The 24,875-nt window shown below is 69.3% G+C and carries 24 protein-coding genes and 2 pseudogenes; 9 read left to right on the top strand and 17 right to left on the bottom strand.

Annotated elements, in window-relative coordinates:
- Nucleotides 1–102: 102 nt before the first annotated feature.
- The 4 genes from ACQEV1_RS08780 to ACQEV1_RS08765 all read right to left on the bottom strand — a co-directional run bounded on the left by ACQEV1_RS08780 (nucleotide 103) and on the right by ACQEV1_RS08765 (nucleotide 3,589).
- A complete protein-coding gene (locus ACQEV1_RS08780; protein ID WP_433392901.1) occupies nucleotides 103–1,113 on the bottom strand; it encodes a fatty acid desaturase family protein in 1,011 nt (336 codons plus the stop codon).
- Between the two features lie 36 nt (nucleotides 1,114–1,149).
- On the bottom strand, nucleotides 1,150–1,857 hold the full coding sequence (locus tag ACQEV1_RS08775; protein WP_285621260.1) for a response regulator: 708 nt from the start codon (nucleotides 1,855–1,857) through the stop codon (nucleotides 1,150–1,152).
- Nucleotides 1,858–1,866: 9 nt separating this feature from the next.
- Nucleotides 1,867–3,102, bottom strand: coding sequence for a sensor histidine kinase (locus ACQEV1_RS08770; RefSeq protein WP_285621262.1), 1,236 nt, complete (start codon nucleotides 3,100–3,102; stop codon nucleotides 1,867–1,869).
- A 103-nt stretch (nucleotides 3,103–3,205) separates the two neighbouring features.
- Entirely contained in the window at nucleotides 3,206–3,589 is a 384-nt protein-coding gene (locus ACQEV1_RS08765; protein WP_285621263.1) for a hypothetical protein, read from the bottom strand.
- Nucleotides 3,590–3,627: 38 nt separating this feature from the next.
- Here ACQEV1_RS08765 and ACQEV1_RS08760 point away from each other — a divergent pair, with 38 nt between their 5' ends.
- From ACQEV1_RS08760 to ACQEV1_RS08750, 3 genes are all read left to right on the top strand, one after another.
- Nucleotides 3,628–4,221, top strand: coding sequence for a TetR/AcrR family transcriptional regulator (locus ACQEV1_RS08760; RefSeq protein ID WP_433392898.1), 594 nt, complete (start codon nucleotides 3,628–3,630; stop codon nucleotides 4,219–4,221).
- Nucleotides 4,211–5,887, top strand: a complete 1,677-nt coding sequence (locus tag ACQEV1_RS08755) for a protein kinase domain-containing protein (RefSeq protein WP_433392896.1) — start codon at nucleotides 4,211–4,213, stop codon at nucleotides 5,885–5,887. Before ACQEV1_RS08760 ends, ACQEV1_RS08755 begins: the two co-directional genes overlap by 11 nt.
- A gap of 67 nt (nucleotides 5,888–5,954) precedes the next feature.
- Nucleotides 5,955–6,851, top strand: coding sequence for a LysR family transcriptional regulator (locus tag ACQEV1_RS08750; RefSeq protein ID WP_433392893.1), 897 nt, complete (start codon nucleotides 5,955–5,957; stop codon nucleotides 6,849–6,851).
- A gap of 22 nt (nucleotides 6,852–6,873) precedes the next feature.
- On the opposite strand, the gene ACQEV1_RS08745 is transcribed toward ACQEV1_RS08750, so the two are convergent.
- Both ACQEV1_RS08745 and ACQEV1_RS08740 read right to left on the bottom strand, forming a co-directional pair.
- Complete coding sequence (locus ACQEV1_RS08745) at nucleotides 6,874–7,641, bottom strand: SDR family oxidoreductase (protein ID WP_433392891.1); 768 nt, start codon at nucleotides 7,639–7,641, stop codon at nucleotides 6,874–6,876.
- A gap of 169 nt (nucleotides 7,642–7,810) precedes the next feature.
- Nucleotides 7,811–8,398 (bottom strand): TetR/AcrR family transcriptional regulator, encoded by a 588-nt coding sequence (locus ACQEV1_RS08740; protein ID WP_433392889.1) that lies wholly within the window; start codon nucleotides 8,396–8,398, stop codon nucleotides 7,811–7,813.
- Nucleotides 8,399–8,468: 70 nt separating this feature from the next.
- Here ACQEV1_RS08740 and ACQEV1_RS08735 point away from each other — a divergent pair, with 70 nt between their 5' ends.
- Nucleotides 8,469–9,362 carry an NADP-dependent oxidoreductase gene (locus ACQEV1_RS08735; protein WP_433392887.1) on the top strand — a complete coding sequence of 298 codons (894 nt, stop codon included), beginning with the start codon at nucleotides 8,469–8,471 and terminating at the stop codon, nucleotides 9,360–9,362.
- Nucleotides 9,363–9,400: 38 nt separating this feature from the next.
- Here the strand turns inward: ACQEV1_RS08735 and ACQEV1_RS08730 are convergent, their stop codons facing one another.
- The 6 genes and pseudogenes from ACQEV1_RS08730 to ACQEV1_RS08705 form a co-directional block, all read right to left on the bottom strand.
- A complete protein-coding gene (locus tag ACQEV1_RS08730) occupies nucleotides 9,401–9,598 on the bottom strand; it encodes an Asd/ArgC dimerization domain-containing protein (protein ID WP_433405865.1) in 198 nt (65 codons plus the stop codon).
- Between the two features lie 119 nt (nucleotides 9,599–9,717).
- Nucleotides 9,718–10,005 (bottom strand): annotated as a pseudogene (locus ACQEV1_RS08725) (hypothetical protein); the annotation flags it as partial.
- Nucleotides 10,006–10,200: 195 nt separating this feature from the next.
- Nucleotides 10,201–10,422: a DUF7489 domain-containing protein gene (locus ACQEV1_RS08720; RefSeq protein WP_285567733.1), complete on the bottom strand. Its 222-nt coding sequence runs from the start codon at nucleotides 10,420–10,422 to the stop codon at nucleotides 10,201–10,203.
- Nucleotides 10,423–10,586: 164 nt separating this feature from the next.
- Nucleotides 10,587–11,699 (bottom strand): sensor histidine kinase, encoded by a 1,113-nt coding sequence (locus ACQEV1_RS08715; protein WP_433392885.1) that lies wholly within the window; start codon nucleotides 11,697–11,699, stop codon nucleotides 10,587–10,589.
- A gap of 53 nt (nucleotides 11,700–11,752) precedes the next feature.
- Nucleotides 11,753–13,333, bottom strand: a complete 1,581-nt coding sequence (locus ACQEV1_RS08710; protein ID WP_433392883.1) for a carboxylesterase/lipase family protein — start codon at nucleotides 13,331–13,333, stop codon at nucleotides 11,753–11,755.
- A 224-nt stretch (nucleotides 13,334–13,557) separates the two neighbouring features.
- Nucleotides 13,558–14,634, bottom strand: coding sequence for a hypothetical protein (locus ACQEV1_RS08705; RefSeq protein WP_433392881.1), 1,077 nt, complete (start codon nucleotides 14,632–14,634; stop codon nucleotides 13,558–13,560).
- 74 nt (nucleotides 14,635–14,708) lie between these two features.
- Here ACQEV1_RS08705 and ACQEV1_RS08700 point away from each other — a divergent pair, with 74 nt between their 5' ends.
- Together ACQEV1_RS08700 and ACQEV1_RS08695 are read left to right on the top strand one after the other, a co-directional pair.
- Nucleotides 14,709–16,130 carry a family 20 glycosylhydrolase gene (locus ACQEV1_RS08700; RefSeq protein ID WP_433392879.1) on the top strand — a complete coding sequence of 474 codons (1,422 nt, stop codon included), beginning with the start codon at nucleotides 14,709–14,711 and terminating at the stop codon, nucleotides 16,128–16,130.
- Nucleotides 16,131–16,569: 439 nt separating this feature from the next.
- Nucleotides 16,570–17,979, top strand: coding sequence for a hypothetical protein (locus ACQEV1_RS08695; RefSeq protein WP_433392877.1), 1,410 nt, complete (start codon nucleotides 16,570–16,572; stop codon nucleotides 17,977–17,979).
- A gap of 8 nt (nucleotides 17,980–17,987) precedes the next feature.
- On the opposite strand, the gene ACQEV1_RS08690 is transcribed toward ACQEV1_RS08695, so the two are convergent.
- Together ACQEV1_RS08690 and ACQEV1_RS08685 are read right to left on the bottom strand one after the other, a co-directional pair.
- Nucleotides 17,988–18,539, bottom strand: coding sequence for an alpha/beta hydrolase fold domain-containing protein (locus ACQEV1_RS08690; RefSeq protein ID WP_433392875.1), 552 nt, complete (start codon nucleotides 18,537–18,539; stop codon nucleotides 17,988–17,990).
- 5 nt (nucleotides 18,540–18,544) lie between these two features.
- Nucleotides 18,545–18,682 (bottom strand): annotated as a pseudogene (locus ACQEV1_RS08685) (alpha/beta hydrolase fold domain-containing protein); the annotation flags it as partial.
- 585 nt (nucleotides 18,683–19,267) lie between these two features.
- Between ACQEV1_RS08685 and ACQEV1_RS08680 the strand changes: the two are divergent.
- Nucleotides 19,268–19,471 (top strand): cold-shock protein, encoded by a 204-nt coding sequence (locus ACQEV1_RS08680; RefSeq protein ID WP_252786350.1) that lies wholly within the window; start codon nucleotides 19,268–19,270, stop codon nucleotides 19,469–19,471.
- Between the two features lie 340 nt (nucleotides 19,472–19,811).
- Nucleotides 19,812–21,227, top strand: a complete 1,416-nt coding sequence (locus tag ACQEV1_RS08675; protein WP_433405863.1) for a DEAD/DEAH box helicase — start codon at nucleotides 19,812–19,814, stop codon at nucleotides 21,225–21,227.
- Between the two features lie 226 nt (nucleotides 21,228–21,453).
- Here ACQEV1_RS08675 and ACQEV1_RS08670 read toward each other — a convergent pair whose 3' ends face one another.
- Nucleotides 21,454–22,692, bottom strand: a complete 1,239-nt coding sequence (locus ACQEV1_RS08670) for a serine hydrolase domain-containing protein (RefSeq protein ID WP_285621311.1) — start codon at nucleotides 22,690–22,692, stop codon at nucleotides 21,454–21,456.
- 229 nt (nucleotides 22,693–22,921) lie between these two features.
- Nucleotides 22,922–23,794: an alpha/beta fold hydrolase gene (locus tag ACQEV1_RS08665; protein WP_433392872.1), complete on the bottom strand. Its 873-nt coding sequence runs from the start codon at nucleotides 23,792–23,794 to the stop codon at nucleotides 22,922–22,924.
- A gap of 86 nt (nucleotides 23,795–23,880) precedes the next feature.
- On the opposite strand from ACQEV1_RS08665, the gene ACQEV1_RS08660 reads away from it, so the two are divergent.
- Entirely contained in the window at nucleotides 23,881–24,408 is a 528-nt protein-coding gene (locus ACQEV1_RS08660; RefSeq protein WP_433392870.1) for a CGNR zinc finger domain-containing protein, read from the top strand.
- 33 nt (nucleotides 24,409–24,441) lie between these two features.
- On the opposite strand, the gene ACQEV1_RS08655 is transcribed toward ACQEV1_RS08660, so the two are convergent.
- Nucleotides 24,442–24,810 (bottom strand): DoxX family protein, encoded by a 369-nt coding sequence (locus tag ACQEV1_RS08655; protein ID WP_433392868.1) that lies wholly within the window; start codon nucleotides 24,808–24,810, stop codon nucleotides 24,442–24,444.
- Between the last annotated feature and the right edge of the window lie 65 nt (nucleotides 24,811–24,875).

Below are 24,875 nucleotides of genomic sequence, written 5' to 3'. Positions count from 1 at the left end.
CGATCGGCCGCGTACCGCTGCCAGGGGGCGAAAGTGCAGGCGGCCGGTTCGGGCCGGTGGGCCCGAACCGGCCGGCCCGAAGGCGGTCGGTGGCGCTTTCCGTCAGTGCGCGCCGACCTCATCGAGGTGCTTGAGCGCGATCCGGTACGACTCGATCAATCCCGCCTCGGTGTACTTGATGCCGTGTTCGAGGCAGTAGTCGCGGACGATCGGCTGGGCGCGGCGCAGCGCGGGCCGGGGCATCGACGGGAACAGGTGGTGTTCGACCTGGTAGTTCAACCCGCCGAGCAGGAAGGCGATCAGCCGCCCGCCGCGCACGTTGCGGGACGTCAGCACCTGCCTCCGCAGGAAGTCGATCTTGTCGTCCTCACCGAAGATGGGCATGCCCTTGTGGTTCGGCGCGAACGTGGCGCCCATGTACAGCCCCCACACCGCCTTGTGCAGGAGCAGGAACGCGATCGCCTTGCTCGGCGGCAGTACCCAGAACAGCGCGCCCACGTAGACGATGCCGTGCGTGGCCAGCGCCACGGCCTCGGGCCAGCGTCGCCGCGACATCGCCCTGACGCTGGACACGTGCAGGTTCAGGCCTTCGAGCAGCAGCAGCGGGAAGAACAGCCATCCCTGCAGGCTGGCGAACGCGCGGGCGAAGCCGCTTCGCCGCGCGGCCTGCTCCGGCGTCCAGACGATGACGCCGTCGCCGATGTCCGGGTCCTGGCCGACGTGGTTGGGATGGCTGTGGTGCCGGTTGTGCTTGTCCACCCACCAACCTCGGCTCACCCCGATCGCCAGGTTGCCGCAGACCACCCCGCCGACCGTGGTGGCACGGCGCTTGGCGAACACCTGGTGATGCCCGATGTCGTGGCCGAGGAAGGCGATGTGCGTCCAGATCAGCCCCAGGTACGCGGCCACCGCGAGCTGCCACCACGAGTTACCTACCAGGGCGAACGCCGTCCACCCACCCGCGAACAGCACAGCGTCGACGATCATCTTCATCGTGTAGTAGCCGGGTCTGCGGCGCAGCAAGCCACGCTCTCGAACCAGCCGGGACAGTCTCGCGTAGTCGCTGCCGCGTGCCGTGGTGTCGCTGGCGCGTGCCGTGATGGTCTGCGTCATGTCCGCGAGGCTAGGGACGCCGCGCCCGAAAGCGCCTCACCCGCAGGGAGGGGTGCTCCTCTCACTCTCAGGTACCGGATCCCGGCCGGTGAGTCCGTTCTCGTACGCGTAGACGACGGCCTGGGTACGATCGCGCAGGGAGAGCTTGGTGAGCACGTTACCCACGTGCGACTTGACGGTCTGCTCGGCCAGGTACAACTCGCCCGCGATCTCCGCGTTGGACAGCCCACGCGCTATCAGCCGCAGCACGTCGCCCTCGCGCGGGGTAAGGCCGGCCAGCGCGTCCTGCCTCGGCCGTTCGTGGCGGCGCCGGCGCGCGAAGTCACCGATCACCCGCCGCGTCACCGAGGGTGCGAGCAGGGCCTCGCCGGCGGCGACCACGCGTACGCCGGTGATCAGGTCCGCGGCGGGGGCGTCCTTCAGCAGGAATCCGCTGGCCCCGGCGCCGAGCGCCTCGTAGACGTACTCGTCGAGGTCGAACGTTGTCAGCACCAGCACCCGCGGGCCCGGGGTATCCGGATCTCGGTCGCGCATGATCTCAGCGGTCGCCGCGAGCCCGTCCATCTCCGGCATCCGGATGTCCATGACCACGACATCGGGCACCAGACTGCGGGTCAGCTCGACGGCCTCCCGGCCGTTCGCCGCCTCCCCGACGACCTCGACGTCCGGGGCGGCGGACAGCAGGGAGACCAGCCCGTCCCGGATCATCTCCTGGTCGTCGGCGATCAGCACGCGGATCGTCATGGCAAGACCCTATTCGGGCCTGGCGTACGGTAGCTCCGCGGCGACCGAAAAGCCGTCCCCGGCCGGCCCCGCGGTGAGGGTGCCACCGAGCATGGTGACCCGCTCGCGGACGCCGACCAGGCCATGGCCGCCGCCCGGCTCCGAGGTCACCTCGCCCGCAGAGCCGTCGTCGCTGACCGAGACCGTCAGGGCCCGCGCGCCGTACCGCACCCGTACCCGCACCCGCGAGCCGGGCGCGTACCGGCAGGCGTTGCTCAGCGCCTCCTGCACGATCCGGAACGCGGACAGATCGACCCCGGCCGACAGCCGCCGCGGCATCCCGTCGATGCGCGCGTCCACGTCCAGCCCGGCGTGGCGGGCACGCTCGACCAGCTCGTCCAGGCGGTCCAGCCCGGGCTGCGGCAGCCGTTCGGCCGTCTCGTCCTCCTCGCGGAGCAGGCCCACGACTCGCCTGGTCTCGGCCAGCGCCTCCCGCGCCGCGTCCCGGATCAGCCCGAACTTGCCCAGCGCCGCGTCCGGCAGATCGTGGATCTTGTACGGCGCCGCCTCGGACTGCAGGACGATCACCGACATGTGATGGGCGACGACGTCGTGCAACTCGCGGGCGATGCGGGCGCGCTCCTCTAGGACGGCCTGGCGTGCCCGGTCGCGCTCGTGCAGCGCCGCCTGCTCCGCCAGTCGCGCCTCGGCGGCGTACCGGCCGCTGAGCGCATCGGCGAAGATCAAGACGAAGCCGATGATCCCACACAGGATCAGCGCGAACCAGAACGGCATCTTCGAGACCGGCACGGCGGGCAGCACGACGATCACCGCGGTGATCATGCCCGCGGCGGCGGAGGTCCGCCGCTCGCAACAGACACCGACCTGGAACAGCACCACCACCATGGCCAGCCACGTGGTCACCGGCCACGGCCAGATCCCGCCGGTGGACCCGATGGACAGGTTGCCCGCGACCATCGCCAGCGCCATGATCCGCCACGAACCGAGCGGCCACCGCAGGGCCCCGGCCAGCGGCACGGCCTGCGCCAGGCCGAGCAGGGCCGCCAGGTTGCCGTTGACGTGCATGGACACGATCATGATCGCGATGGCACCCGCGCTGAACCCGATCGCCATGGCGCCCAGGAGCGCCGTCACGACCGCCGGCCAGACGGGCCCCCGCTGCCAGCGCCATCGGCGCCCCGCCCGCGCCGGCGCTCGGAGCACGGCGTCGATCAGCGCTCCCACCAGAGCCGCGTCGTCAGTCACCCCCCGAGCGTAGGCGTCCGAGCGCGCTCAGCGCCGCCGGGTCGGCGAGGTCCGGATCGTCCTCCTGGCGGTCGCCGTCCACGCCGGGCGGCTCGACGGCCTCTCAACCGTTGCCGTCGGCGGTGCGGCCGAGTTGGTCGATGCGCCGTACCCGCCCGTCTTCGGCGACCTCACCGATCAGGATCCACTCGATCACCAGGTGTCCGAGCTTGCGGTGATCGGTGATGAGGTGGCAGCGGGCCGCGAAGCGGTGGCCGTCGACGAGGAGGTCGTCAATGCGCATCTCGATGGCGGTGACGTTCCTACGGGCCGGCGGCGCGTGCGCGATCAGCCGGTCGCGGGTGAGCTCGGTGCCGTCGGTCACCCAGATCGCATCGTCGGTCAGGGTGCGGTTCACGATCTGTGCCGGGTCCTCCTCGGAGAGGGCCATGTCACGGGTGTAGTCGATCAGAAGGCGGCGCGCCGCCGCCACTGTTATCTCTGACATGCCTGTCATATTTAGCTGGGCCGCTATAGTTGTCAACCGTGTCAGAGATAAGGCGCCGTCGGCAGCGGGTCGAGGTCGGACGTAACCGTGCCGCGCTGGTCTCGGCGGCGATCCGGATGCTCGCCGAGCGTCCGGAGGCGAGCATGGCCGAGATCGCGTCCGCGGCCGGCGTGGCGCGGCAGACCGCGTATGCGCACTTCGGCACTCGCGAGGCGCTCCTTAAAGAGGTACGCGACGAGTTGAGCCGCCGGGCGATCGCCGTGCTGGACTCCGCCGACCTGGAAACCGGCACCGCCACCGAGGCTCTGGGCCGGTTCCTGGACGCGGCCGGAACCCTGCTGGCCGAGCAGGCGGCGACACCCGGTCACGAGGCCGGCGACACGACGGAGGAGGCGAATCGACATCTGCCCGTCGAGGAGCGCCTGGCGGCGCTGATCCGCCGCGGACGCGACCGCGGCGAGTTCGCGACCGACCTGGAGACCGGTTGGCTGATCGCCGCGACGATCGCGCTCGGCCACGCCGCCGACCACCAGATCCGCACCGGCCGCCTGAACGCACGAGCCGCGGCGATTCAGTTCCATACGTCGGTGATGCGCTTGTACGGCGCGACCGACCCCGGCCATGCACGGTGACAGGCCGGCGATCAGAGCCCTCAGTTCCCGCACACTTCTTGGCGCATATCTCGGATTATCCGCGTCGGGCCGAATGGCGCATGAGCGATATCGTCCCGCCATGGGTTCCGCGGAACGGACTATCGCAGGGCGTTACCGGCTGCTGGACGCGCTCGGTCGCGGCGGGATGGGGATCGTCTGGCGCGCCCGGGACGAATATCTCCAGCGTGACGTCGCGGTGAAGGAGATCCTGCTTCCCGGCGGTCTGGATGACGCATCCCGGGCAGGTCTGCTTGAGCGATTCGTTCGTGAGGCCAGGGCCGCCGCTCACCTCGATCATCCGGCGATCATCAGCGTCTACGACGTGGTCACCGAGGACGACCTGCCGTGGATCGTCATGCGGCTCGTACGCGGCAGGTCCCTCGACCAGTTGGTCGGCGAGCACGGCCCGCTCCCCGCGGAACGCGTCGCGGCGATCGGCCTGCAGATGCTCGACGCGCTGGACACCGCGCACGCTGCGGGGATCCTGCACCGGGACGTCACACCGAGAAACGTGTTGGTCGGCGATGACGATCGCATCGTCCTGACCGACTTCGGCATCGCGGCGATGGCGGGCGCGACCGCGCTGACCCAGACCGGGGCGCTGATCGGATCTCCGGGGTACATGGCGCCGGAACGCCTACGCGGACGCCCGGCCGGCCCCGAGTCGGACCTGTGGTCGCTTGGCGCCGTGCTCTACTTCGCCGTCGAGGGCAGGCGCGCCTACATCGCCGATGAGATCCCCGCGCTGATCGGCATGGTCCTCACCGAGGAACCTGAACCGCCGGCTCAGGCCGGACCCCTCGCGCCGATCCTGAAGGGTCTCCTGATCAAGGATCCGGCCACACGGCTGGGCGCCGAGGCCACACGGCGAGGGCTGCGAGCGGTCACCGAAGCGAGCGACGCCGCAGGCCGCCCGCCGGCGGAGCACGCCACGTACGGGGCGCCGGAGCGGCCTTACGGTCCGGTGCCGGTAGCGGCCGCATACTCCGGCGGCCGGCCTCCAGGGGGTCCCTACAGGGCGGGAGCCGTCGCGGGACCTTCCATTCCCCTTCCCCCCGCGTTCGTTCCGGGCACGCGCCCGATCAGGGCGAACGTCTCGGCGAAGCTGCCGACGATCGCCTTGATCTGCGCACTCGTGGTCCTCCTGGGGGTGGCCGGCGTTGTGGTGAACCTGGCCTGGAACCCGTTCCGCATCGTCGGCGAGGGGAGGTTCTCCGCGGCTCCGGCCTGCGGTGGGATCACCTCGGCCGCCCTCGACAAGGCGATCCCGCAGCCGCGTCATGCGGTCGGCGGCCACTGCGAATGGTGGAGTCTGGCCAATGGGAACCTCGACCTCCAGATCCTGTCCACCACCCGGTACGCCCGGTCCTGGTGGCATTCGGCGGAGGACCGTGCGCACTCCGGGATGACCAGGCTTCGCTCTGATGACCCGTTGATGGAGGAGATGGTCGTCGGCGACGAGAAGGCCGTCATCAGGCAATCCGGCGAAGAGTCGAACGGCAGCGGCACGGTCGTCCTCTGGTTCCGGGTGAGCAACCTCATCGTGAAGCTGATGCTCACCGACCCGAAGGGCTCGGCGACCGCGTACTTCGGGGCGATCGGTGCTGGGCGCGAAATTGCCCGATCCCTCGCGAAACACCGCTGACCGGCCGCTCCGCTTACGCTCTTACAATGATTACAACGGTGTAGAGCGCGGAGAGGGACGGGAGCCGATGAGCCTTCGTCAGTTCGAGTACGCCCTGGCCATCGCCGAGGAGGGCTCGGTGACGGCGGCGGCGGAGCTGCTGCACGTCGCTCAACCGTCGGTGTCCCAGCAGATCCGCGGCCTGGAGCGCGAGCTCGGGGTGGAACTGTTCGCCCGCACGCCGACCGGACTGGTGCCCACCGTGGTCGGCCGCGCGTTCCTGCGGGAGGCGGAGGTCGCGGTGAGCGCGGCGCGGCGGGCGAGAGCGACGGCGCGTGCCGGCGCCGATGAGCTGGTGGGCGAGCTGGTGGTCGCGGTGCAGATGGGCTTCGGCACCCGGCAGCTGCCGGGCGCGCTGGGCGCGCTGCGCCGCCGCTTCCCGCGGCTGGAGGTCACCGTCTTCGAGGAGCCGAGCTCAGCCGAGCTGGAGCGGCTGGGGCGCCGGGGCGTGCTGGACCTCGCCCTGATGGCGGCGTGCGAGCAGACCCCCGCCGACGCCCACCACCTCGGCGACGAGGAGTTCGTCGTGGTGCTGGGCGCCGGGCACCCGCAGCTCGCCGCGGACCGCGTCGAGCTGCGCGAGCTGGAGGGCGAGCCGTGGGTGAGGTTCGACCGCGACAGCGCGCTCGACGGCGTACTGATGAGCGTGCTGCGGGACAACGATCTGACCCCGGCCACGGCCGCCCGCGTGTCCCAGACGGCGACGGCCGTGCGCTGGGCCGCCCACGGGCTCGGGGTGACGCTCGTCCCGGCCTCCGCGGTGCCCCAAGGGCACGAGCACCTCGTTCGCCCGGTGTCCCCGGTCGTATCCCAGCCCGTCATCGCCGTGGTCCGGCACGGCGCGGGTCCGGCGGAAACGACCCTGCTCGAACTCCTGCGTCACGAGACCTGGTCCGAGTCCGTTTCCTTCTCACCGGTGTCCTGAAGCTCCGGAAATGCCGTCGGCGTCAGCCCCTGGGGAATTCGCCGCCGTCCACGACGAGATTGCTCCCGGTCAGCCAGCCCGCCCGGCCGGACACGAGGAACAGCACCGCGTGGGCGATGTCGTCGGGCCGGCCGTCGCGCCCCAGCGGCGTGGCGTTGTTCGGGCCGGGCGCCGGATCCAGAAGCGCCCATTGCTCCCGCGTCGCCTCGCCGCCGGGGGTGGCGACTCTGCCGGGACTCACGGTGTTGACCCGGATTCCGTACGGGGCCAGCTCCAGGGCCAATCCCCGGCTGTAATTCTCCAGCGCCGCCTTCGCCGCCGTGTAGTGCAGGAACGGTCCTATCGGGGTGAGGACCGCGGCCGAGGAGACGTGCACGATCATCCCCGAACGCCGCTCCCGCATTCCCGGTGTCAGCAGCGAGTCCAGCCGCACAGACGCCAGGAAGTTCAGGTCCAGCGCGTCTTGCCATTCTTCGTCGGTGATGGCCGAACTGCCTTTGTGCGGTCGCGCCCCACCCGCGTTGTGAACCAGGATGTCCACCCCTCCGAGCGCCTCCTGCGCGGCCGCGGCGATCGCCTCCGCTCCGGCCCGTGACCGCACGTCGGCCTCCACGAACGTGGCCCCCTCCGGGACCGCGCTCGTCACCGACCTGGCGGTCGTGAGCACCTCGGCGCCCGCGTCCAGGAGCCGGCGCACGACGGCCGCTCCGATCCCGCGAGAACCACCCGTGACCAGTGCCCGCTTTCCCTCGAGTTCTCGCGTGCCCGATCCGCTCTCGATCGTGGTCATGCCATTCCCCTCAATCGCATTTCGTCCGCTCGACGAAAGAAGGATTCACGTGCGCACAGCGCGAATTTCTGGAGAATTCGCGGCGAGTGCCTCGTCGAGCTGTTTCACGCTACGTTCGGAAAAGAACGAAAGGCAAAGACGAAATGTCAGCAGGCGCTATAGGGGATTCCTATGGCATCCCGGCCTGGGAGGTGACCTCCCAGGCCGCCTCGATCATCCGGAAGATCTCGTCCACCGCGGCCTCCGGGTCGGCCGCCTCACGGGCCAGGGAATAGGCGTCGATCACGAACCTCGCGATCGCCCGGCAGGTCGTCGCGCTCTTTGCCAGGTCGAGATCGGCGGCGATGGCCGTCGCGAGCGACTCCGCATGGCGCAGCCTCATCGACTCCTCGTACTCCCGCAGGGCAGGTGATTCGTCGATCATGCGCCAGACGGGGGCGGCGCCGTCCGCTGTGCAGTGCCGTACCAGGGCATGGATCTCGCGGCGCAGCACAGGGATGAGCGGCTCGTGCGACGCCCGCTCGGTGACCGCCCGCGTGAGGCGTTGCTCGAAGTCTTCATCCTGCTCGAACACCAGGGCCTCTTTCGAGGCGAAATGGGAGAAGAGCGTGGTGACGGCCACGTCGGCCTCAGCGGCCACGTCACGGATGCCCACCGCGTCGTACCCGCGGTCGAGGAAGAGCCGCAGGGCGGCATCGGCGATCTTCTGACGGGTCGCGGCCTTCTTACGCTCACGGCGTCCGGACGGCACGGTCATCCCATGATGCTATCAGATACAAAACCGTAACCGTTTCAAAGCACTAACGGTTAGTGCTACGGTGGGCCGCATGAAGAAAGTGAGCTTCGCCGCGTTCGGCGGTCCGGACGTTCTGCGACTCGTGGACGCCGAGGAGCCCCACGCAGGCCCCGGTCAGGTGCGCATCGCCGTACGGGCGGCGGGTGTGAACCCCGTCGACTGGAGGATCCGTGAAGGCCAGTTCCAGAAGGTCCATCCGATCGAGTTGCCCGCCGGAGTCGGACAGGACGCCTCCGGGGTGGTGGACGAGGTCGGTGAGGGCGTCGAAGGGGTCGAGGTCGGCGACCCTGTGTTCGGCGAAGGCTCGAGCACCTATGCCGAGTTCGCCGTGCTGTCGGCCTGGGCCCGGATGCCCGAGAGCCTGACGTTCGAAGAGGCGGCCGGGTACCCCTCCGTGGTGGAGACCGCGCTGCGCGTCATCCGTCAGGTCGGCGTACGGTCCGGGCAGACGCTGCTGGTCAGCGGCGCGTCCGGAGGAGTCGGATCGGCGGTGCTGCAGATCGCCCGCGACCGCGGCATCACGGTGATCGGCACGGCCGGTCCCTCGAACCAGGACTATCTGCGCAGCCTGGGCGCGGTCGCCACGACGTACGGCGAGGGCTGGGTCGAGCGGGTGCGGCGACTCGGCCGCGTCGACGCGGCTCTCGATCTGGCCGGCTCGGGCGTGATCCGCGAACTCGTCGAGCTGACCGGGGACCCCCAGAAGGTGATCTCCATCGCCGATCTCGGTGCGCCGGAGCTCGGAGTCCGATTCTCCGGCGTGGCCGGGAGCATGCCGGAAGCGCTCGCCGAGGCCGCCGGCCTCATCTCGCGGGGAAGGCTCCACATCCCGGTCGAGAAGTCGTACACCCTTGCCGAGGCCGCGGCGGCGCACATCGACAGCCACGCCGGTCACACACGCGGGCGCCGGGTCGTGGTCGTCTGAGCCGTCTCCTGCGCGGTAACACGGCCCGGCAAGCCGGCCTACCCGACCGTACTCGCCCGGCGGGCGGCCAGTTCGGCGATCTGAACCGCATTGAGCGCGGCACCTTTGCGGAGGTTGTCGCCGGAGACGAAGAGGGCGAGACCTCGGTCGTCCGGGACGCCCTCGTCCTGCCGAATCCGGCCGACCAGGCTGGGATCGGCGCCGGTGGCCTGCAACGGCGTCGGCACGTCGACCAGTCTGACGCCCGGCGCCCGGCCGAGCAGCTCCCGAGCGCGGACGGGGGTGAGGGGTTCGGCGAACTCGCGTTGATCGCCAGTGAGTGGCCGGTGAGCACGGGGACGCGTACACAGATGCCACTGACGGGCAGGCCGGGCAGTTCGAGGATCTTACGGCTCTCGTCGCGGAGTTCGCGCTCCTCGACGGTCTCGCCCCGTCCATCGTCGACGAAGTCACCGCTCGGGTCGGCGGTGGCGGTGTCTTCGACGGGGATCTGGACGCCCTTCCAGGGCAGGGTCGTGCCGGCGCGTCTGGCGCTGGCGAAAAAGCGGATCCGGTCCACGGGGAAACCGCGCTCCTCGAGGATCGCCCGCACGACCGCGCCGACCTGACCGGTGGCGCCGACGACGCCGATGCTGAGGCCCATCTCAGTGCGCTCCTGACGATGTCGTCGGCACCTGCGCGCGGATCGGCCGGAGGACCGGTCGACCGGTCCGGACGGGCGACACGTCCAGACCGGCCAGGTCGAAGGGCAAGTGGAGCTCTGGTGGGGGGCCGCTGTGGGCCGTCGTGTTCCCCCGGAGGAGCCCGATCCGGGCCCGGGCGGGGTATCGGCGTGTCGCTATTTCTTGACCGGATCGGATCCGGCCTGCTTCACGATCTGGTCGCCGGGGTTGAGGGAGTCCCAGAGGGAGCGGTCGACACGAATCTTCTTGGTCTTGCCGTCGGTGAACGTGACTTCGAGGTAGTGGTAGAGGTTCGACCCGTCCGGCATGTTGCGGGACTTGTCGTTGACGACGCCTTCCCACGCTTCGTCCTTGTGCACCTTCCGTGACCCGAACATGGATTCGCCCGCTTTCTGTGATGTGTCTCTTACTTCCGGTGACCAGATTAGAGATTCGCGCAGCCGAGGGCGTCAGCCGCGTGTCGGGTCTTACGGGTGCGACTTCAGACTGAGGCGCGGAGGCGGACCATACCGAGGTCGTAGGGCATCACGACGTCCTGGTGTCATGGCGGCTCCTCCACCGGCAGCCGGGCACGGACCCGGAACCCCCCGGCCGGGTCGGGTCCCGCCGTCAGTGATCCGCCCATCATCGCGGCGCGTTCACGCATACCGGCGATGCCCTGTCCCGCCCCCAGGCCGGTCAGGCGGCCGCCGCCGATGCCGTCGTCGCGGACGTCGATGGTGAGTTCGCGGTCGGTGGCGACAACCGTGATGTCGGTGGTGCGTGCGCGGGCATGGCGCAGGGTGTTGGTGAGCGACTCCTGCACGATCCGGTAGGCCGACAGTTCGACTCCGGGAGGCAGCGTCCTGCCGTCCAGACCCTCGGTACGGAACGTCACGCGCAGTCCCGCCGCGGCCAGGGGTCTGGTCAGGCCGTCGAGGTCGGCGAGGCCCGGCCGGAGCGCCGCGCCGCCCTCGGGCTCGTCGTCGAGGGAACGGACGGTACGCAGGAACGCGCGCAGCTCGGTGAGGGCCTGCCTGCCGGAGGTTTCCAGATCGCGCAGGGCCTGGCGGGCCTTGGCGGGGTCGACGTCGAACACGTCATCCGCCGCGGCCGCCTGGATGACCATGACCGAGACCGTGTGGGCGAGAACGTCGTGCAGTTCGCGGGCGATGCGAGCCCGTTCTTCGAGTACGACGCGCCGCGCCTCGGCCTGGCGGCGGGCGGAGCGGGCTCTGCCCAGCGCTCCCCAGCTCCAGGCCAGCAGGGCGGCGGCGGGCCACAGCAGCGCGTGCCGCAGGTGCCCGGTCGCCCACGGCAGGACGCCGGCCGGCACCAGTGCCCCCGCCAGACCCCACAGAGACTCGCGGGCGGGACGGATCCAGGCGAGGGTGCTCACCACCACCAGCGCGATCCCGGGCCCGGCCTTCGGATACAGGAACTGGATCCCGCTCCCGGCCAGGAGAACTGTCGCGGTCACCGTGCCCGGCCACTCGCTCATCCACCAGACGGCGCCCGCCTGAACCACCACCAGGGCGATCAGCACGGCCCGTCCGAACCCGCCGGGAGCCCCCTGGGGCGTGAAGAGGACCAACGGCGCCAGCAGGGCCAGCGCACACCCCACGAGTACGGTGCGCCACCGCGGTGACAGTGTCACCTCGAACCGGTCCGGCACGATGACCGACGCTAGCAGTACGCGTATCCGACCAGGCGACGCCTCATCCACGGTCACCGCGTCGTTGTCTCCCAGAACCCGCAGTTGTGCTCGGCCGCGGCGTCGACGGTCCGGATCGCTCCCGGCGCGAGGCTCAGCGGCGCGGTGCCGGGCCGCCAGCTCGGCGCGCCCCGATGGTTCGGATCGCCGGAGCGGGCGAAGGCACTCCAGTAACCGACCATCGTACGGGCCAGTTCCTTGCGATCCCGGGTGACCAGCAGGTCCCTGCCTCCCAGGTCGAAGAGGTAGGGAAGGTCGGAGGCGTGGGCGGCGCCCTGCGGGAGGCCGGGGATCCTCAGGCCGTTGACGTTGGGCGCGTTCTCGTCGGCGAACTCATAGGAGTACACGGTCGTACGCGCGGCGAGGTCCCGGGCGCCGGCCAGGGTCGAGCAGGCCCAGGACTCGTCGGTCAGAACCGCCGCCCAGGCCAGTCCGGCGGACGGGAACCGCGACAGCGGGTACCGGGCGGCCACCTTGCCCGCGCTGGAGCCGAACGCCCGCCTCAGCAGCCGCGGATAGGTCTCCGAGGTGATCAGCTTCGAGTCGTACTTGAGCGCGCCGCCGACGAACGCACGGGCCTCGTCACGGGTACCGCCGACGATCACCGGAACGTTGGTGAACGCGCCCGCGCCCAGCGCCACGGCGGGATCCCGCGGCAGCAGATCGGTGCCGTAGGCGAGATGATCGGCGAAGGACTCCGAGTGTGGGAGAAGGTCGGCGACGGGCTTGCGCCGTAGGCACGCCAGCGCCTTCTCGCCGCCACAGCCCAGCTCCTTGGCGGCGGCCAAGCCGTCGCTCTGCCCCTGGGCGAGAGGGACGTACGGCCTGTCGGCAGGCGCCCCGGGGAACAGCCCGCCGGCGGGCCAGCGCACCCGGCACGACCCCGACGAGACGATCGCCTTGCTGATGAGCCCCTTGGCCGCTGGGGAGGTGAGCAGGGCGCAGACCGACATTCCCCCCGCCGACTGGCCGAACACGGTGATGTTGCGCGGGTCGCCACCGAACGCGGAGGCGTTGCGGCGCGCCCACTGCAGCGCCGAGATCTGGTCGGCGAACCCGAAGTCGCCCGACCCTGGCAGCCCGGGCAGCCCCAGGTAGCCGAAGATCCCAAGCCGGTAGTTCACCGTGACGACGACGGCCTTGCCCTCGGTGGCCAGCCGGACGGCGTCGTACTCCCTGCCGCTTCCCTGGGTGAAGCCGCCGCCGTGCCACCACACCATCACCGGCAGACCGCCGTGGTGTTCGCGCGGGGTGGTGACGTTGACGTAGAGACAGTCCTCACCGGACGGCCGGCTTCCCTGCGTGCCCGCCGTGCCCTGCGTGCAGTCATTCCCCGGCCGTCCGGCCGCCCTCACGCCGCTCCAGGGACGCGGCTTACGCGGCAACGTCCAGCGCAGGGCGCCGGTGGGCGGTTCGGCGTACGGAATGCCGAGGAACTGTCGCGACCCGCCCTTCACGATGCCCCGCACGCTCCCGGAATCCACGCGTACGGTCAGCGGTGCCTGCGCGGGCTCCCGCGATGAGCGACACGCCCCCACCAGCCCCGCGGCCGAGACCACCGCGAGCACGGTGAACACGCTTTTGACATCCGCCATCTTCATGACCGCCTGACTGATCACGTCCGCCGTACGACGGCACGGGTTCGAAAGCCATGGCGAGGTGACCCGCCGACGCCGACGTTAGGGATCCCGGCGGCAGTTGGCCTCAGCCTGTCGTCCGGTCTTGGAACCGCGACTTCGGACGGAGAGGCGGGCGCGTCCCCACCCACAGACGGAGACGCCTTGCTACCCGACGTGCCGCCGATACCGCGCTCGGACCGTCAGGGGGCCGTCCTGAGAGTCAGGGCGTAGTACTCGACCCAGTAGTCGCCCACGTTCTGGCTGTGGTCGGTAAGGAACAAGTTGTGCGGTGACTTGCAGCCGCCCAGCTTGGCCGTGTCCACCAGCAGTTGAGCCAGGCGCCGGCCGTCCACTTCGCCGGCTTCGTAGGTTTCTGAATGGAAGAGCGGGCCCGCCGAGGTCGCCGATTCCGCGATCCATCCCAGGTCGGCCAGCTCGGCCTTCGGTAGCGCCGGCTCGTTGAAGTCGTGCATACGGAGCCTCAACACGGGATCAGACTCGATATCGATGTGGATGGCTCCTGGCCATACGCCAAGATGCGCGATGTCCTTGCCGATGCCCAGTGCGCGGACTTCCGCGGGGAAGGTGGTCAGCATCGCGGCCACGGAGGTGGCGAAGACGCCCCAGTCGTCGGTGCGCCATAGACCGGGCAGGTCGAGGCCGTCGTTGGCTGGATCGTTCTCGGTGCCGAAGAAACCACCGAGCGCGAAGGAGTCGTGTTGCTGTCTCCGATACCAGTTCTCCACTGGGGCGCTCGGCGACAACAGCAGTTCGGGGCCTTGCTCGCCGGCGCGCAACTCCAGCGAGTTCGGATCGCCTCGCCACCGCCGGAACGGACTGCCCCACGATGCGGGCGCGTCATGGAACGGGCCCGGACTCCCGTAGGCACCCATTATTGGCGAGGAGCCGAAAGCGGCCGTAAGGACATCGGCTGCCCTGCGGAAAGCGTCGGCCTTGGCGATCGGCGTATCCTGCGGGAGATCGATCGGCACATAGAGGCCGAAATATTCTTCACCCGCGACGTGATCCTCCACCATATGCCTGCGAACCGACCGCAGGTACGCGTCGCCGGTCACCAGCCCAGTGCTCAGCACCGGCCCGTAATGCTCCCTGTGGAGCGGCTCCACTCGGTCACGCCACTCCCAGCCCAACCCGGCCACCAGTTCTCGCAGAGCCGTCTCGGCCCATCCACCGGTCTCGGCCGTCTTCAGTCGTCGCGCCAGCTCCACCAAGGCCTCATCGCTCAACCGCGCCACCGAGATCACCGCCTTCCACATAAAAAGTCGATCTTCGTCGTCAGTGCCACAGCATCGCAGAGCAGGGCCGTTGATAATCAGTCATGACCTCTCGGATGACCTGCCTTGTCCCAGCGCCCGTCCACGTCCGGCCGTCGCCCGACGACAGCTTTCTCATCACGGCCGAAACCCGTGTCCGCGTCAGCCGGGAAACCTCTCGCATCGGGGACCATCTCGCCGAAACGCTCCAGCTGGCCACCGCCGCGGACGGCGAGATCTCGCTGTCCCTCCACGGCGCCGATCCACGAGTCGGCGACGAGGGCTACCGGCTCTCCGTCACCAGAACAGGCATCGCGCTGAAAGCCAACACCGAGACCGGGTTATTCAACGGTGTCCAGACGCTGCGCCAGCTGCTCCCGGTCGACGGGCCTCGTGTGGTGGACGGCGGCGAGGTCCTGGACCATCCGAGATTCGCCCACCGCGGCGCGATGCTCGACGTGGCACGACATTTCTTCACCGTCGATGACGTACGGAGGTTCATCGACCAGATCGCCCAGTACAAGATCAACGTTCTGCACCTCCACCTCACCGACGACCAGGGCTGGCGCCTGGAGATCACCGGCTGGCCCCGACTCACCGAAGTCGGCGGAGCGACGCAGGTCGGCGGCGGCCCGGGCGGGTTCTACACCCAGCGGGAGTTCCGGGATCTTGTCGCGTACGCCGCGTCCCGGCACATCACGGTCATCCCCGAGATCGACCTCCCCGGCCACAGCAACGCCGCACTGACCTCCTACCCCGAACTCACCTGCGACGGTGTCGCACCGCCGCCGTTCACCTCGATCGGGACGGCCACCGGATTCAGTTCCCTGTGCACCGACCAGGAGAGCACCTACCGGTTCACCGAGGACGTGCTCGGCGAACTCGCAGCCCTGACGCCCGGCCGGCATCTGCACATCGGCACGGACGAAACCCACGCCACGCCCGAAGAGGGCTACGTGAAGTTCGTCCGGCGGACCGTCGACATCGTGCGGCAGCACGGCAAACAGGCCATCGGCTGGCACGAGATCCTCCGCGCCGGCCCGCCGGAGGGCACCGTGCCGCAGTTCTGGAGCAAGACCGACGACGATCCCCGAGTCGCCGAGGCCGCCGCCCGGGGCCACCGAATCCTTCTCTCCCCCGCCAACAAGGTGTACCTCGACATGAAGTACACCCCCGACTCCCCCATCGGCTTCAAATGGGCCGGCTATCTCGATGTCCGCGACGTCTACGACTGGGACCCCGGCAGCCACCTCGACGGCGTACCGGAGCACGCCGTGCTCGGCGTCGAGGCGCCCCTGTGGTCGGAACACCTCGAACATCGCAGCCATATCGACCACATGGCCTTCCCCCGGCTTCCCGCGATCGCCGAACTCGGCTGGTCACCGGGACAGACCCACGGCTGGGACGACTTCCGACGCCGCCTGGCGACCCACGCACCACGCTGGACGGCCCAGGGCATCGAGTTCTATCCGTCCACCCAGATCCCCTGGGCCATCTGAGTGACCGCGCTTCGACAGGGAGCATGTCTCCGCCGAAATACCACCTTTGGGTACTACGACGCGCTGCCCACTGCCCACTACATTGGCGCGGCGTCTCTCAGTTGCGATTGACCACCGGCATCCGGTCGCGTTGATGAGGATCGCGGGTGACGACGGAACCTCACGACCGGCGGCATCGTCCAAATTCCCACCTTGATCACCCATGTTCAGCAAATGATCGGGATTCCTGTTGAAACGTGCATTGATGCCCATTGCGGTGTCCGGCGTACTCCTGGCCGGCGCGACCGGCTGCCATTCGGCGGATCGTCCGCGAGCAGCGGATCTGTCCGGCGATTCGGCCCACGCGACGAGTCACCCGACACCGACGGCGGATGGTCCGGCAAAGGCGGATCTGTCGACCCGTTCGGTACGCTCCGCTGCTGCTCCTGGATGTGATGGAGTGGCCGTCGGGCCCGCCCAGGAGGTGGTCTCGACCGCCGAACGCAACCGTCTTGGGCTGGATGTGTGGCCTGACACGGCGTTGGGTGTGCTGAACGACGGGAGTGGAAAGTACCGGTTCTTCTCCACCGGAACGCCCGGCTCACGCGCTCCGCAGAAGGTCATCACCACGAGCGGGACGCTCAACGCCCCGGCGTCCGGTGGCATCACCGGCTCTCAGCAGGTCACCGGTGTGCCGAGCGGGTTCGACTATGCGGGTGGCGGCCCGGTCTACCGCGACGCGAACAGCGGCCTGGTGCTGCAGATGCTGCACCTGGAGCGGCCGTACGGCAGTGACCCGTCGAAGTTCTACACCGAACTCGATCTCGGACGCGTCGACCCGGCGACGGGCAAGGTGACGCGGCTGGGCGCGATCGTGCGGCCGCACGCCGTTTTCGCGGACGCCCAGAAGACCAAGACCACGATCGACCTCGGCGCGCCCTCGTTCAGTGTGACGAAGGTCGGTTCGACCTCCTACCTGTACGTGTACTTCGCCGACGCCTCCGCCGACACCTCCGGGCACGTCTCCTTCTCCGGGCTGTCGGTGGCCCGCGCGTCGCTGAGCTCCGTGCTGGCCGCGGCCAAGCAAGGAAAGGTCAGCGCGTGGAACAAATTCTCCGACGGTGAATGGACCCAGCCCGCACTGGGCGGCGCGTCCGCCGACATCAACGCGGGCCGGCCGATGGCCTGGGCACCGGGCACCGCTCGCGGTGATGGGCGCACCATCATGGTCGCAGGTGTCTCCCCCCACGAGATGGTCCTGTCCGCCTCCGCGGACGGGGTGAGCGGCTGGTCCGCGCGGCATCCGCTGTGGCGTGACCCGGACATGTTCGACGCCTACCCGACCGTCGTGGCGAACAGCGGCACCCCCGATACCCCCGGCACGACGTTCTTCGTCTACTACACCCAGTGGCAGAGCCCGAGCCCGGACTGGTCCAAGGCGCGGCTGATGCGGCGTACGGTGCGTTGCACGCAGGGAACGAGCGGGACCGACGTCGCCCTGGTCCGCTACAGCAACGGGTCCCACCACCAGGTCACCACCGGCTCGGCCCCGACCGGCTACCACGAAGAAGGCCGCTGGTATCTGCGCTCGGCACAAGAGTCCGGCACCGTCCCGCTGTACGGCTGCCGTAACGGCCAGGACGACCAGTTCCTGTACAAAGAGGCGGACTGCGGCGGCTCCCAGTTCGCCATCGTCCAGACCGAAGGGTGGATCTACACCGCCCGTCCGTCAAACCCCTCCGTACCGCTCTACCGATGCCACATCACCGGCGTCGGCGACCATTTCGTCTCCACCCAACCCGACTGCGAGGCACCCGGAAACGCCAACGTCGTCCAGGAGGGCCTGCTGGGATACGCCCTCACCCACTGATCGGTACATCATTCTCGGAGGGAGCGCCCGAGTACGCGGCTGAGCCACCGGGTTCGAGCGTGACGGGCTTCGCGGGCGAGGGCCGCGGTGGGGGCGACGGAGTCGAAGCCGTGGAAGGCACCGGGCCAGACATGGAGCTCGGCGTCGCCCCCGGCGCACCAGATCGCGTGGGCGTAAGCGACGTTCTCGTCGCGGAAGGTCTCCGCCGAGCCGACGTCGACGTAGGTGGGCGGCAGCCCGCTCAGGTCGGTGGCGCGGGCGGGGGCGGCGTAGGCCGGCAGATCCGCGAGGCCGTACCGGTCACCCAGGTAGGCCCGCCAGGCGACGGCGGTCGAGGATCTGTCCCACAGGCCGACGCCGGCCATCTGGCGAGCGGAGGGGGTATCGAGGCGGTCATCCAGCATCGGACACTGCAGGAGCTGCCCGATCGGTCTCGGGCCGTCGCCCCGGTCCCGGTTGAGCAGGGCCAGGGCCGCGGCGAGGCCGCCGCCGGCGCTCTTGCCCCGATGATCACGCGCTCGCCGTCGATGCCGAGCTCGTCCGCGTGGCCGACGGTCCACAGAAGTCCCGTGTGGCGGTCTTCCAGCGGCCCCGGATACTGCGTTTCCGGCGCCAGCCGGTATTCCACGGACACGACGGCCAGGCCAAGCGGGGCGGACCAGTCACGAAGGATCTTCGGGAGGACGGACCAGGCATTGCCCATCATCATCCCGCCCCCGTGCATGTAATACAGCACCGGCAGGGACCCGGCGGCGTCGGCGGGCCGCGCGTACACCAGCGTGACGTTCGGACCGCCCTCGGCACCGGGCACGCTCAGTTCCTCGACGGCGAAGCGGCCGTCGGCCCGCAGCTCGACCGCGGTGGGCCGGGGTCTGTTCGCGGCGTCGTGTTCTCGCCGGGCGGCGAGGTTCTCCGGAGTGAGCCGTTCCCTGGACAAGTCGCCCAGGGCCTCCAAAGCGGCGCCCAGCTCGGCATCGAACGGCGGGGCCGTTCCCACGGCGACCGTTTCGGAGGCCGGAGAGCGCCGGCGCCCCGTCATGACGCGCCGCCCTGGCGGCCGAAAGAGTACGTCGGCGGGACACTGTCATGCGGCATGTTGCTTGATCTATCCATCAGTGGTAGCGTAGTGGTAGTTGCAGTTGTGGTTCCCATGAGCTTATGTGCGCCTGCTGGTACTCACCTCAGGCGCATTTTTTGTTTTCCCGATAGTCCGTTCGGATGGGGTCATTACGGCGACGCGTGGCTCGCAGAGTGCGGGCCCCGTAATTGCCTTTCGGAAGGGACGAATATGGCCACCGGCACCGTGAAGTGGTTCAACGCGGAAAAAGGCTTCGGCTTCATCGAGCAAGACGGCGGCGGTAGCGACGTCTTCGCGCACTACTCCAACATCGCGGCTCAGGGCTTTCGTGAGCTCCAGGAGGGCCAGAAGGTCCAGTTCGACATCACGCAGGGCCAGAAGGGTCTCCAGGCAGAGAACATCGTTCCCGCCTGAGAACCGAACAGTGCGGCGCCGGGCCCGCATCTGAGCCCGGCACGCTGCCTGCCAGCAGGAAACGATCTTTCTGTCGACACCGACGTCTGATCGTTCGGGGGTGTGGCCCTTTCGTGGCGTTCCGCCATGCGGCTCCCCGGAAGTACTTGGCTGCGGGCTCTGGGCTGCACGCCGCTCAGCCCAGAGCCCGTCCTCCAGCCGTCTCCCGCGATATCACTCAACGCCCTTTTCCGGCTTCGGCGTTGCCTCGCGGTTCACTCAGGTTCGTTCTTGCGATCGCTTCCGGCCACAGGCTGCGGAGTCTTCCTCGAAACGTGCCAGTTCAAGGAAGGCTTTGCACATGCCCCATGGCACCCGTCCGTCTCACCGTCGTTTCTCCCACTCGCCTACCAAGGCCTCGCGTCAACCGGCCGCCCGGCGGCAGAACGACTTCGCACTCCCCGCCAGTTCCACGCCGCCTCTTCCCCCGGTCGCGTCGTTCGCCGAGTTGGAAATGCCGGCGGCCCTGCTGTCCACATTGACTCAACAGGGGGTGACGGAGCCGTTCGCCATCCAGGCCTCGACGCTTCCGGACGCGTTGAACGGCCGTGATGTCCTCGGCCGTGGACGTACCGGCTCAGGAAAGACCCTCGCCTTCGGCCTGGCGATGCTCGCCCGTAGCGCCGGCCGGCGCGCCGAGCCGCGTAGGCCGCTGGCTCTGGTACTCGTCCCGACTCGCGAACTGGCCCAGCAGGTCACCGACGCCCTCATGCCCTACGCCCAGTCCCTCAGGCTTCGATCTGCCACCGTTGTCGGCGGCGTATCGATCTCCCGGCAAGCCGCCGCCCTCAACCGCGGCGCGGAGATCTTGGTCGCCACCCCGGGACGGCTCACGGACCTGATCAACCGGGGCGCGTGCAGCCTGGAGCACGTACGCATCACCGTCTTGGACGAGGCGGATCAAATGGCCGACATGGGTTTCCTGCCGCAGGTCACCGCGTTGCTTGACCAGGTCGCTCCGGGCGGTCAGCGGATGCTGTTCTCCGCGACGCTGGATCGCAATGTCGACCGACTGGTCCAACGCTTCCTCACCGATCCGGTCGTCCACTCGGTCGATCCGTCGGCGGGAGCGGTGACGACCATGGAGCACCACCTGCTGCACGTCACCGAGGCGGACAAGCACGATGCCACCACGCACATCGCCGCCCGTGATGGCCGCGTCATCATGTTCGTCGACATGAAGCATGCCGCCGACCGGCTGACCCGCAAGCTCCTGAACAGCGGCGTACGCGCTGCGGCGCTGCACGGGGGCAAGTCCCAGCCGCAGCGTAACCGCACTCTGGAGCAGTTCCGCACCGGAGACGTCTCAGTCCTGGTCGCCACGAACGTGGCCGCGCGCGGCATCCACATCGATGGGCTGGATCTGGTCGTCAACGTCGATCCGCCCAACGACCACAAGGACTACCTGCACCGAGGCGGCCGCACCGCACGCGCGGGCGAATCCGGCACCGTGGTCACCCTGGTGCTGCCCAAGCAGCGCCGTGAGATGGACCGGATGATGGCGACCGCCGGCATCACGCCGCACTCCGCGCGGGTACGGTCCGGCGATGCCGAACTCAACCGCATCACCGGTGCCCGAACGCCCTCCGGCGTCCCTGTCACCATTCCCGCTCCGGCCTCCGAAGGACGACGCGCCAGCGGAGCTGCGCGTAACCGGCGTCCGGCACGAAACCGCCGCCCTCAGCGATTCGCGACAACCGAACGCGCCGGCAGATAGGCGACCGGCCGACGCCCGAGGGACTTCACGGCGCCGCGTCGCACCAGGGCGATGGCGAGGTGTCGGGGTGGATGGCAGCCGGGCGGCCTTCCCGGCTCCGGGCTCTCCGTTGGAACGCCGTCGAGCACCATCCTGCGCGTGCGGTGGGGTGGTGCCGACAGGTTCGGACCGTTGCGGTGGCGGATGCGGTTTGGACATGTCCGCGATACACGGAATCCCCGGTGGCTCAGCCACCCGATCCCCCGTCGGCCGGAGCCCCGGTGATGGCCTGCATCTCCTGCCCGATCATCTCCGGCAGCGGCACGCCGTCGCAGTTGCCGAGGATGACGCCGACCCAGCCGGTGTACGGGTAGATGTCCCAGTTGGCGCCGACACCGGGGTTGCCACCGGCGCGCTGGTACATCCACTGGCCGTTGACGATGGAGACCGGAATCCCGTACGCGCCGAACGACGCCGGTCCTTGGGGGATCTTGGCGGCGGTGAGCACGTCGGCCCAGGGCCGGTCCAGGACCGTACCGTCGCCCAGGGCGCGGGCGAACCGGACCAGATCCGGCGCGGTGGCGAAGCCGCCGTCCCCGGGGGCGTCGATGAAGGCGCGGCCCGGATTCTTGCCGAGTACGTTCGGATCCGGGCTGCTCTTGTCCAGGTTGCGGACGGCGTCCACCACGCTGCCGTCGGCCAGCGTCATGTACGGGTGCGCGATGTGCTTGTCGGTGAGCCACTGCGGCCTGGTGTAGAACGCCGATCCGGTCATGCCGCAGCGCTCGAAGATGTTCTCCTGCGCGTAGTCCCAGTACGTCTTGCCGGTCACCGCCTCCACGATCAGCGCGGAAATGGTGACCTCCGGCTCCTCGTGACCGGTGTTGGGCACGCCCGGGACGCCCACCAGTTTCGCCTGCCGGGCCCGCTGCTCGTAGTACGCGTGCACCTCATCCCGGCTCTGGAAGACGCGTTGCACGTCCTCGTCCGGGCCGGCCAGCCCGGAGGTGCCGGAGAGCAGGTGGTGGATGGTCACCTGCTCGGCGATGTCCTTGGCGAAGCCCTTGAGATGGGTGCCCACCGTGTCCGACAGCTTCACCTTGCCCTGCTGCGCCAGCTGCAAGACGGCCACCGCGTAGAACGGCTTGCCCGCCGAACTGAGGCTGAACGCGGTGCCCTCGTGATTGCGGATCCCGTTCTCCCTGTCGGCCATGCCGTAGCCGCGCGACAGCACCGTCCGGCCCCGGTGCGACAACAGCACCACGCCGGAGAACTTGCCGTCGGCGGCCAGCTTCGCCACGTACCGGTCGTAGGCCCCACCCGGCAGAGTGTCCGGCGGGATCCGGTCGTCGTCGGCCGGGGCCGCGCCGGCGTAGCCGGGCTGGGCACCCACCAGCGACGCGCCGGCCACCACGCCCGCGGCCGCCAACCCGCCCCACCCGAGCAGCCGCCGCCGGCCGACACCGCGTACGGAATCCGAGTCCATGATCACAATCCTCTCCCGATGGACGCATTGACCGTTGATGCGCCGCGGTCCATGCCTCCACCGAAGACGCAGGACCGTTGCGGTGGCGTATGCGATTTTCGATACTTCCGCGATACGTGCGGCCACGGCGTCGACGTCTTCGCCGAGCATCGACTACACCGGGTAGCGGCGCAGCACCACCACCGATCCAGCTCGCGTCATCGCGGCTCCCTCTCCTCGATCGCTCCGCTCAGGCCGTCGGCAGGTGTTTGGCGAGGAACTCGCGAATGAGCGCTGCGACCTCGTCGCCGGCGCTCTCGAGGAGGAAATGGCCGCCCTCGAACAGGTGGATCTCCGCGTTCTCGCTGTCGCGGGCGAACGCGCGTGCCCCGTCCGGGCCGAAGAACGGGTCGTACTTGCCCCACGCCGCGAGCACCGGCACCTGCCTGGTGCGCAGCCACTCGTGCAGCGCTGGATACAGCGGCGGGTTCGTCGCGTAGTTCAGGAACAGCTTCAGCTGGACCTCCGCGTTCCCCGGCCGTGACAAGAAGGCGTGGTCGAGGTGCCACGTGTCCGGGCTGAGGACGCTCTCGTCCTCGACGCCGGTCACGTACTGGTCCCGGATCGCCTCGAGCGTGAACGCCCCGCGCAGGGCCGCCTCGTTCTCCGGCGTCTGCTCCCGCTGGTAGTCCCAGATGCCCTGCCAGCCGTTGGCGACGAAGCCCTCGTCGTAGCCGTTCCCGTTCTGGCTGATCACCGCGACGACGGCGTCGGGGTCGCGGATCGCGAGCCGCCAGCCGATCGGGGCGCCGTAGTCCTGAACGCCGATCGCGTACCGGGTCACGCCGAGCTGCTTGAGCAGTCCGGCGGTGAGGTCGGCCAGGGCGTCGAAGCTGTAGTCGAACTCGTCGGCCGACGGCGCGTCCGAGAGCCCGAAGCCGAGGTGATCAGGGGCGATGACCCGGTAGCCCTCCAGCTGCGGGATCAGGTTGCGGAACATGAACGAGCTCGTCGGAAAGCCGTGCAGCAACACGATCGCCGGCAGGTCGGCCGATCCGGCCTCGCGGTAGAAGAGCCGATGACCCTCGACCGTCGCGTACCTGTGATGCACCACTACGCTCATCGTTCTAACCTCCATAACTGCTGTCGGTGGTTATAGGAGAGCAGGCGCGATGTAACCTTGTCAAGGCATCGATGGAGGTTAGGACGATGATCAAGGTCATGACCCCGGACGAGGGGCTTCTGCTGGCCCTGCTGAACACGACGCCGACCGTCGCCGGAGAGGTGACCGATCGGCTCGCCGACCCCGAAGAGGCCTACGCCTGGGTGGAGGAGCACGCGGGCGAGGGGTATCTCGAGGAAGATCTCGAGCTCCTGCGCTCGACCCGCGACACGCTCCAGGCACTGGTGCACGGCGAAGCCGCGCCGACGGCACTCGCCCCGGCGCTCGACGGTGTCAGCTACCAGGCGGTCATCGGCGACACCGGCATCAACTGGGAGCTGGCGACCCCTCGCGAGCACACCCTGGCAGCCCGCGCCGTTGTGGCCTGGGACGCGCTCCAGCACACCGCCCCCGGTCGACTCCGCTCATGCGAGAACACCGACGAGTGCACCCTGTTCCTCATCGACCATTCCAAGAGCAACAGCGCCCGGTGGTGCTCGATGGCCGGCTGCGGCAACCGCATGAAGGCGCGCCGCCACTACGAACGCCGGAAGAACGCCCGAACCGCCGACTGACACCCGCAACCGCTCACGTACACGCGAAGGGCGTCAGTTGAGGAAGCGGCCGACCGCGACGAAGGCGGCGAGCAGGAGCAGGAGCACGTTGGCCGGCAACGGTTGGCGTTCGTCGCGGACCAGGTGCACCCGAAGCGCGCCGATCTGCACGACGACCAGGCCGATCGCGGCGATCGGGGTGAGGATCGACGCGATCCCGGTCAGCCAGGGCAGGATCACGCCGAGTGCGCCGAGGATCTCCACCAGGCCGACCGCCTTCACCCCCGCGTCCGACGTGTCCTTCATCCAGTCGAAGTTGCCCGATGCGACCAGCCGATCGCGCGGCCGTACGACCTTGAGCCCACCCGCGGCGAGATAGACCAGCGCGAGCAGGCCCTGGACGATCCACAGTGCGATGTTCACGGCATTCCCCAATCCTTACTGCGTAGCCTCATCGTGCGTGCGCACGGGGGCGGCCGCAAAAGGCA

The organism is Actinoallomurus sp. CA-142502, assembly GCF_050936355.1.
Taxonomy (GTDB): domain Bacteria; phylum Actinomycetota; class Actinomycetes; order Streptosporangiales; family Streptosporangiaceae; genus Actinoallomurus; species Actinoallomurus iriomotensis.
The sequence above is the reverse complement of the archived record's forward strand: the minus strand, read 5'-3'. Positions and strand labels throughout refer to the sequence as shown.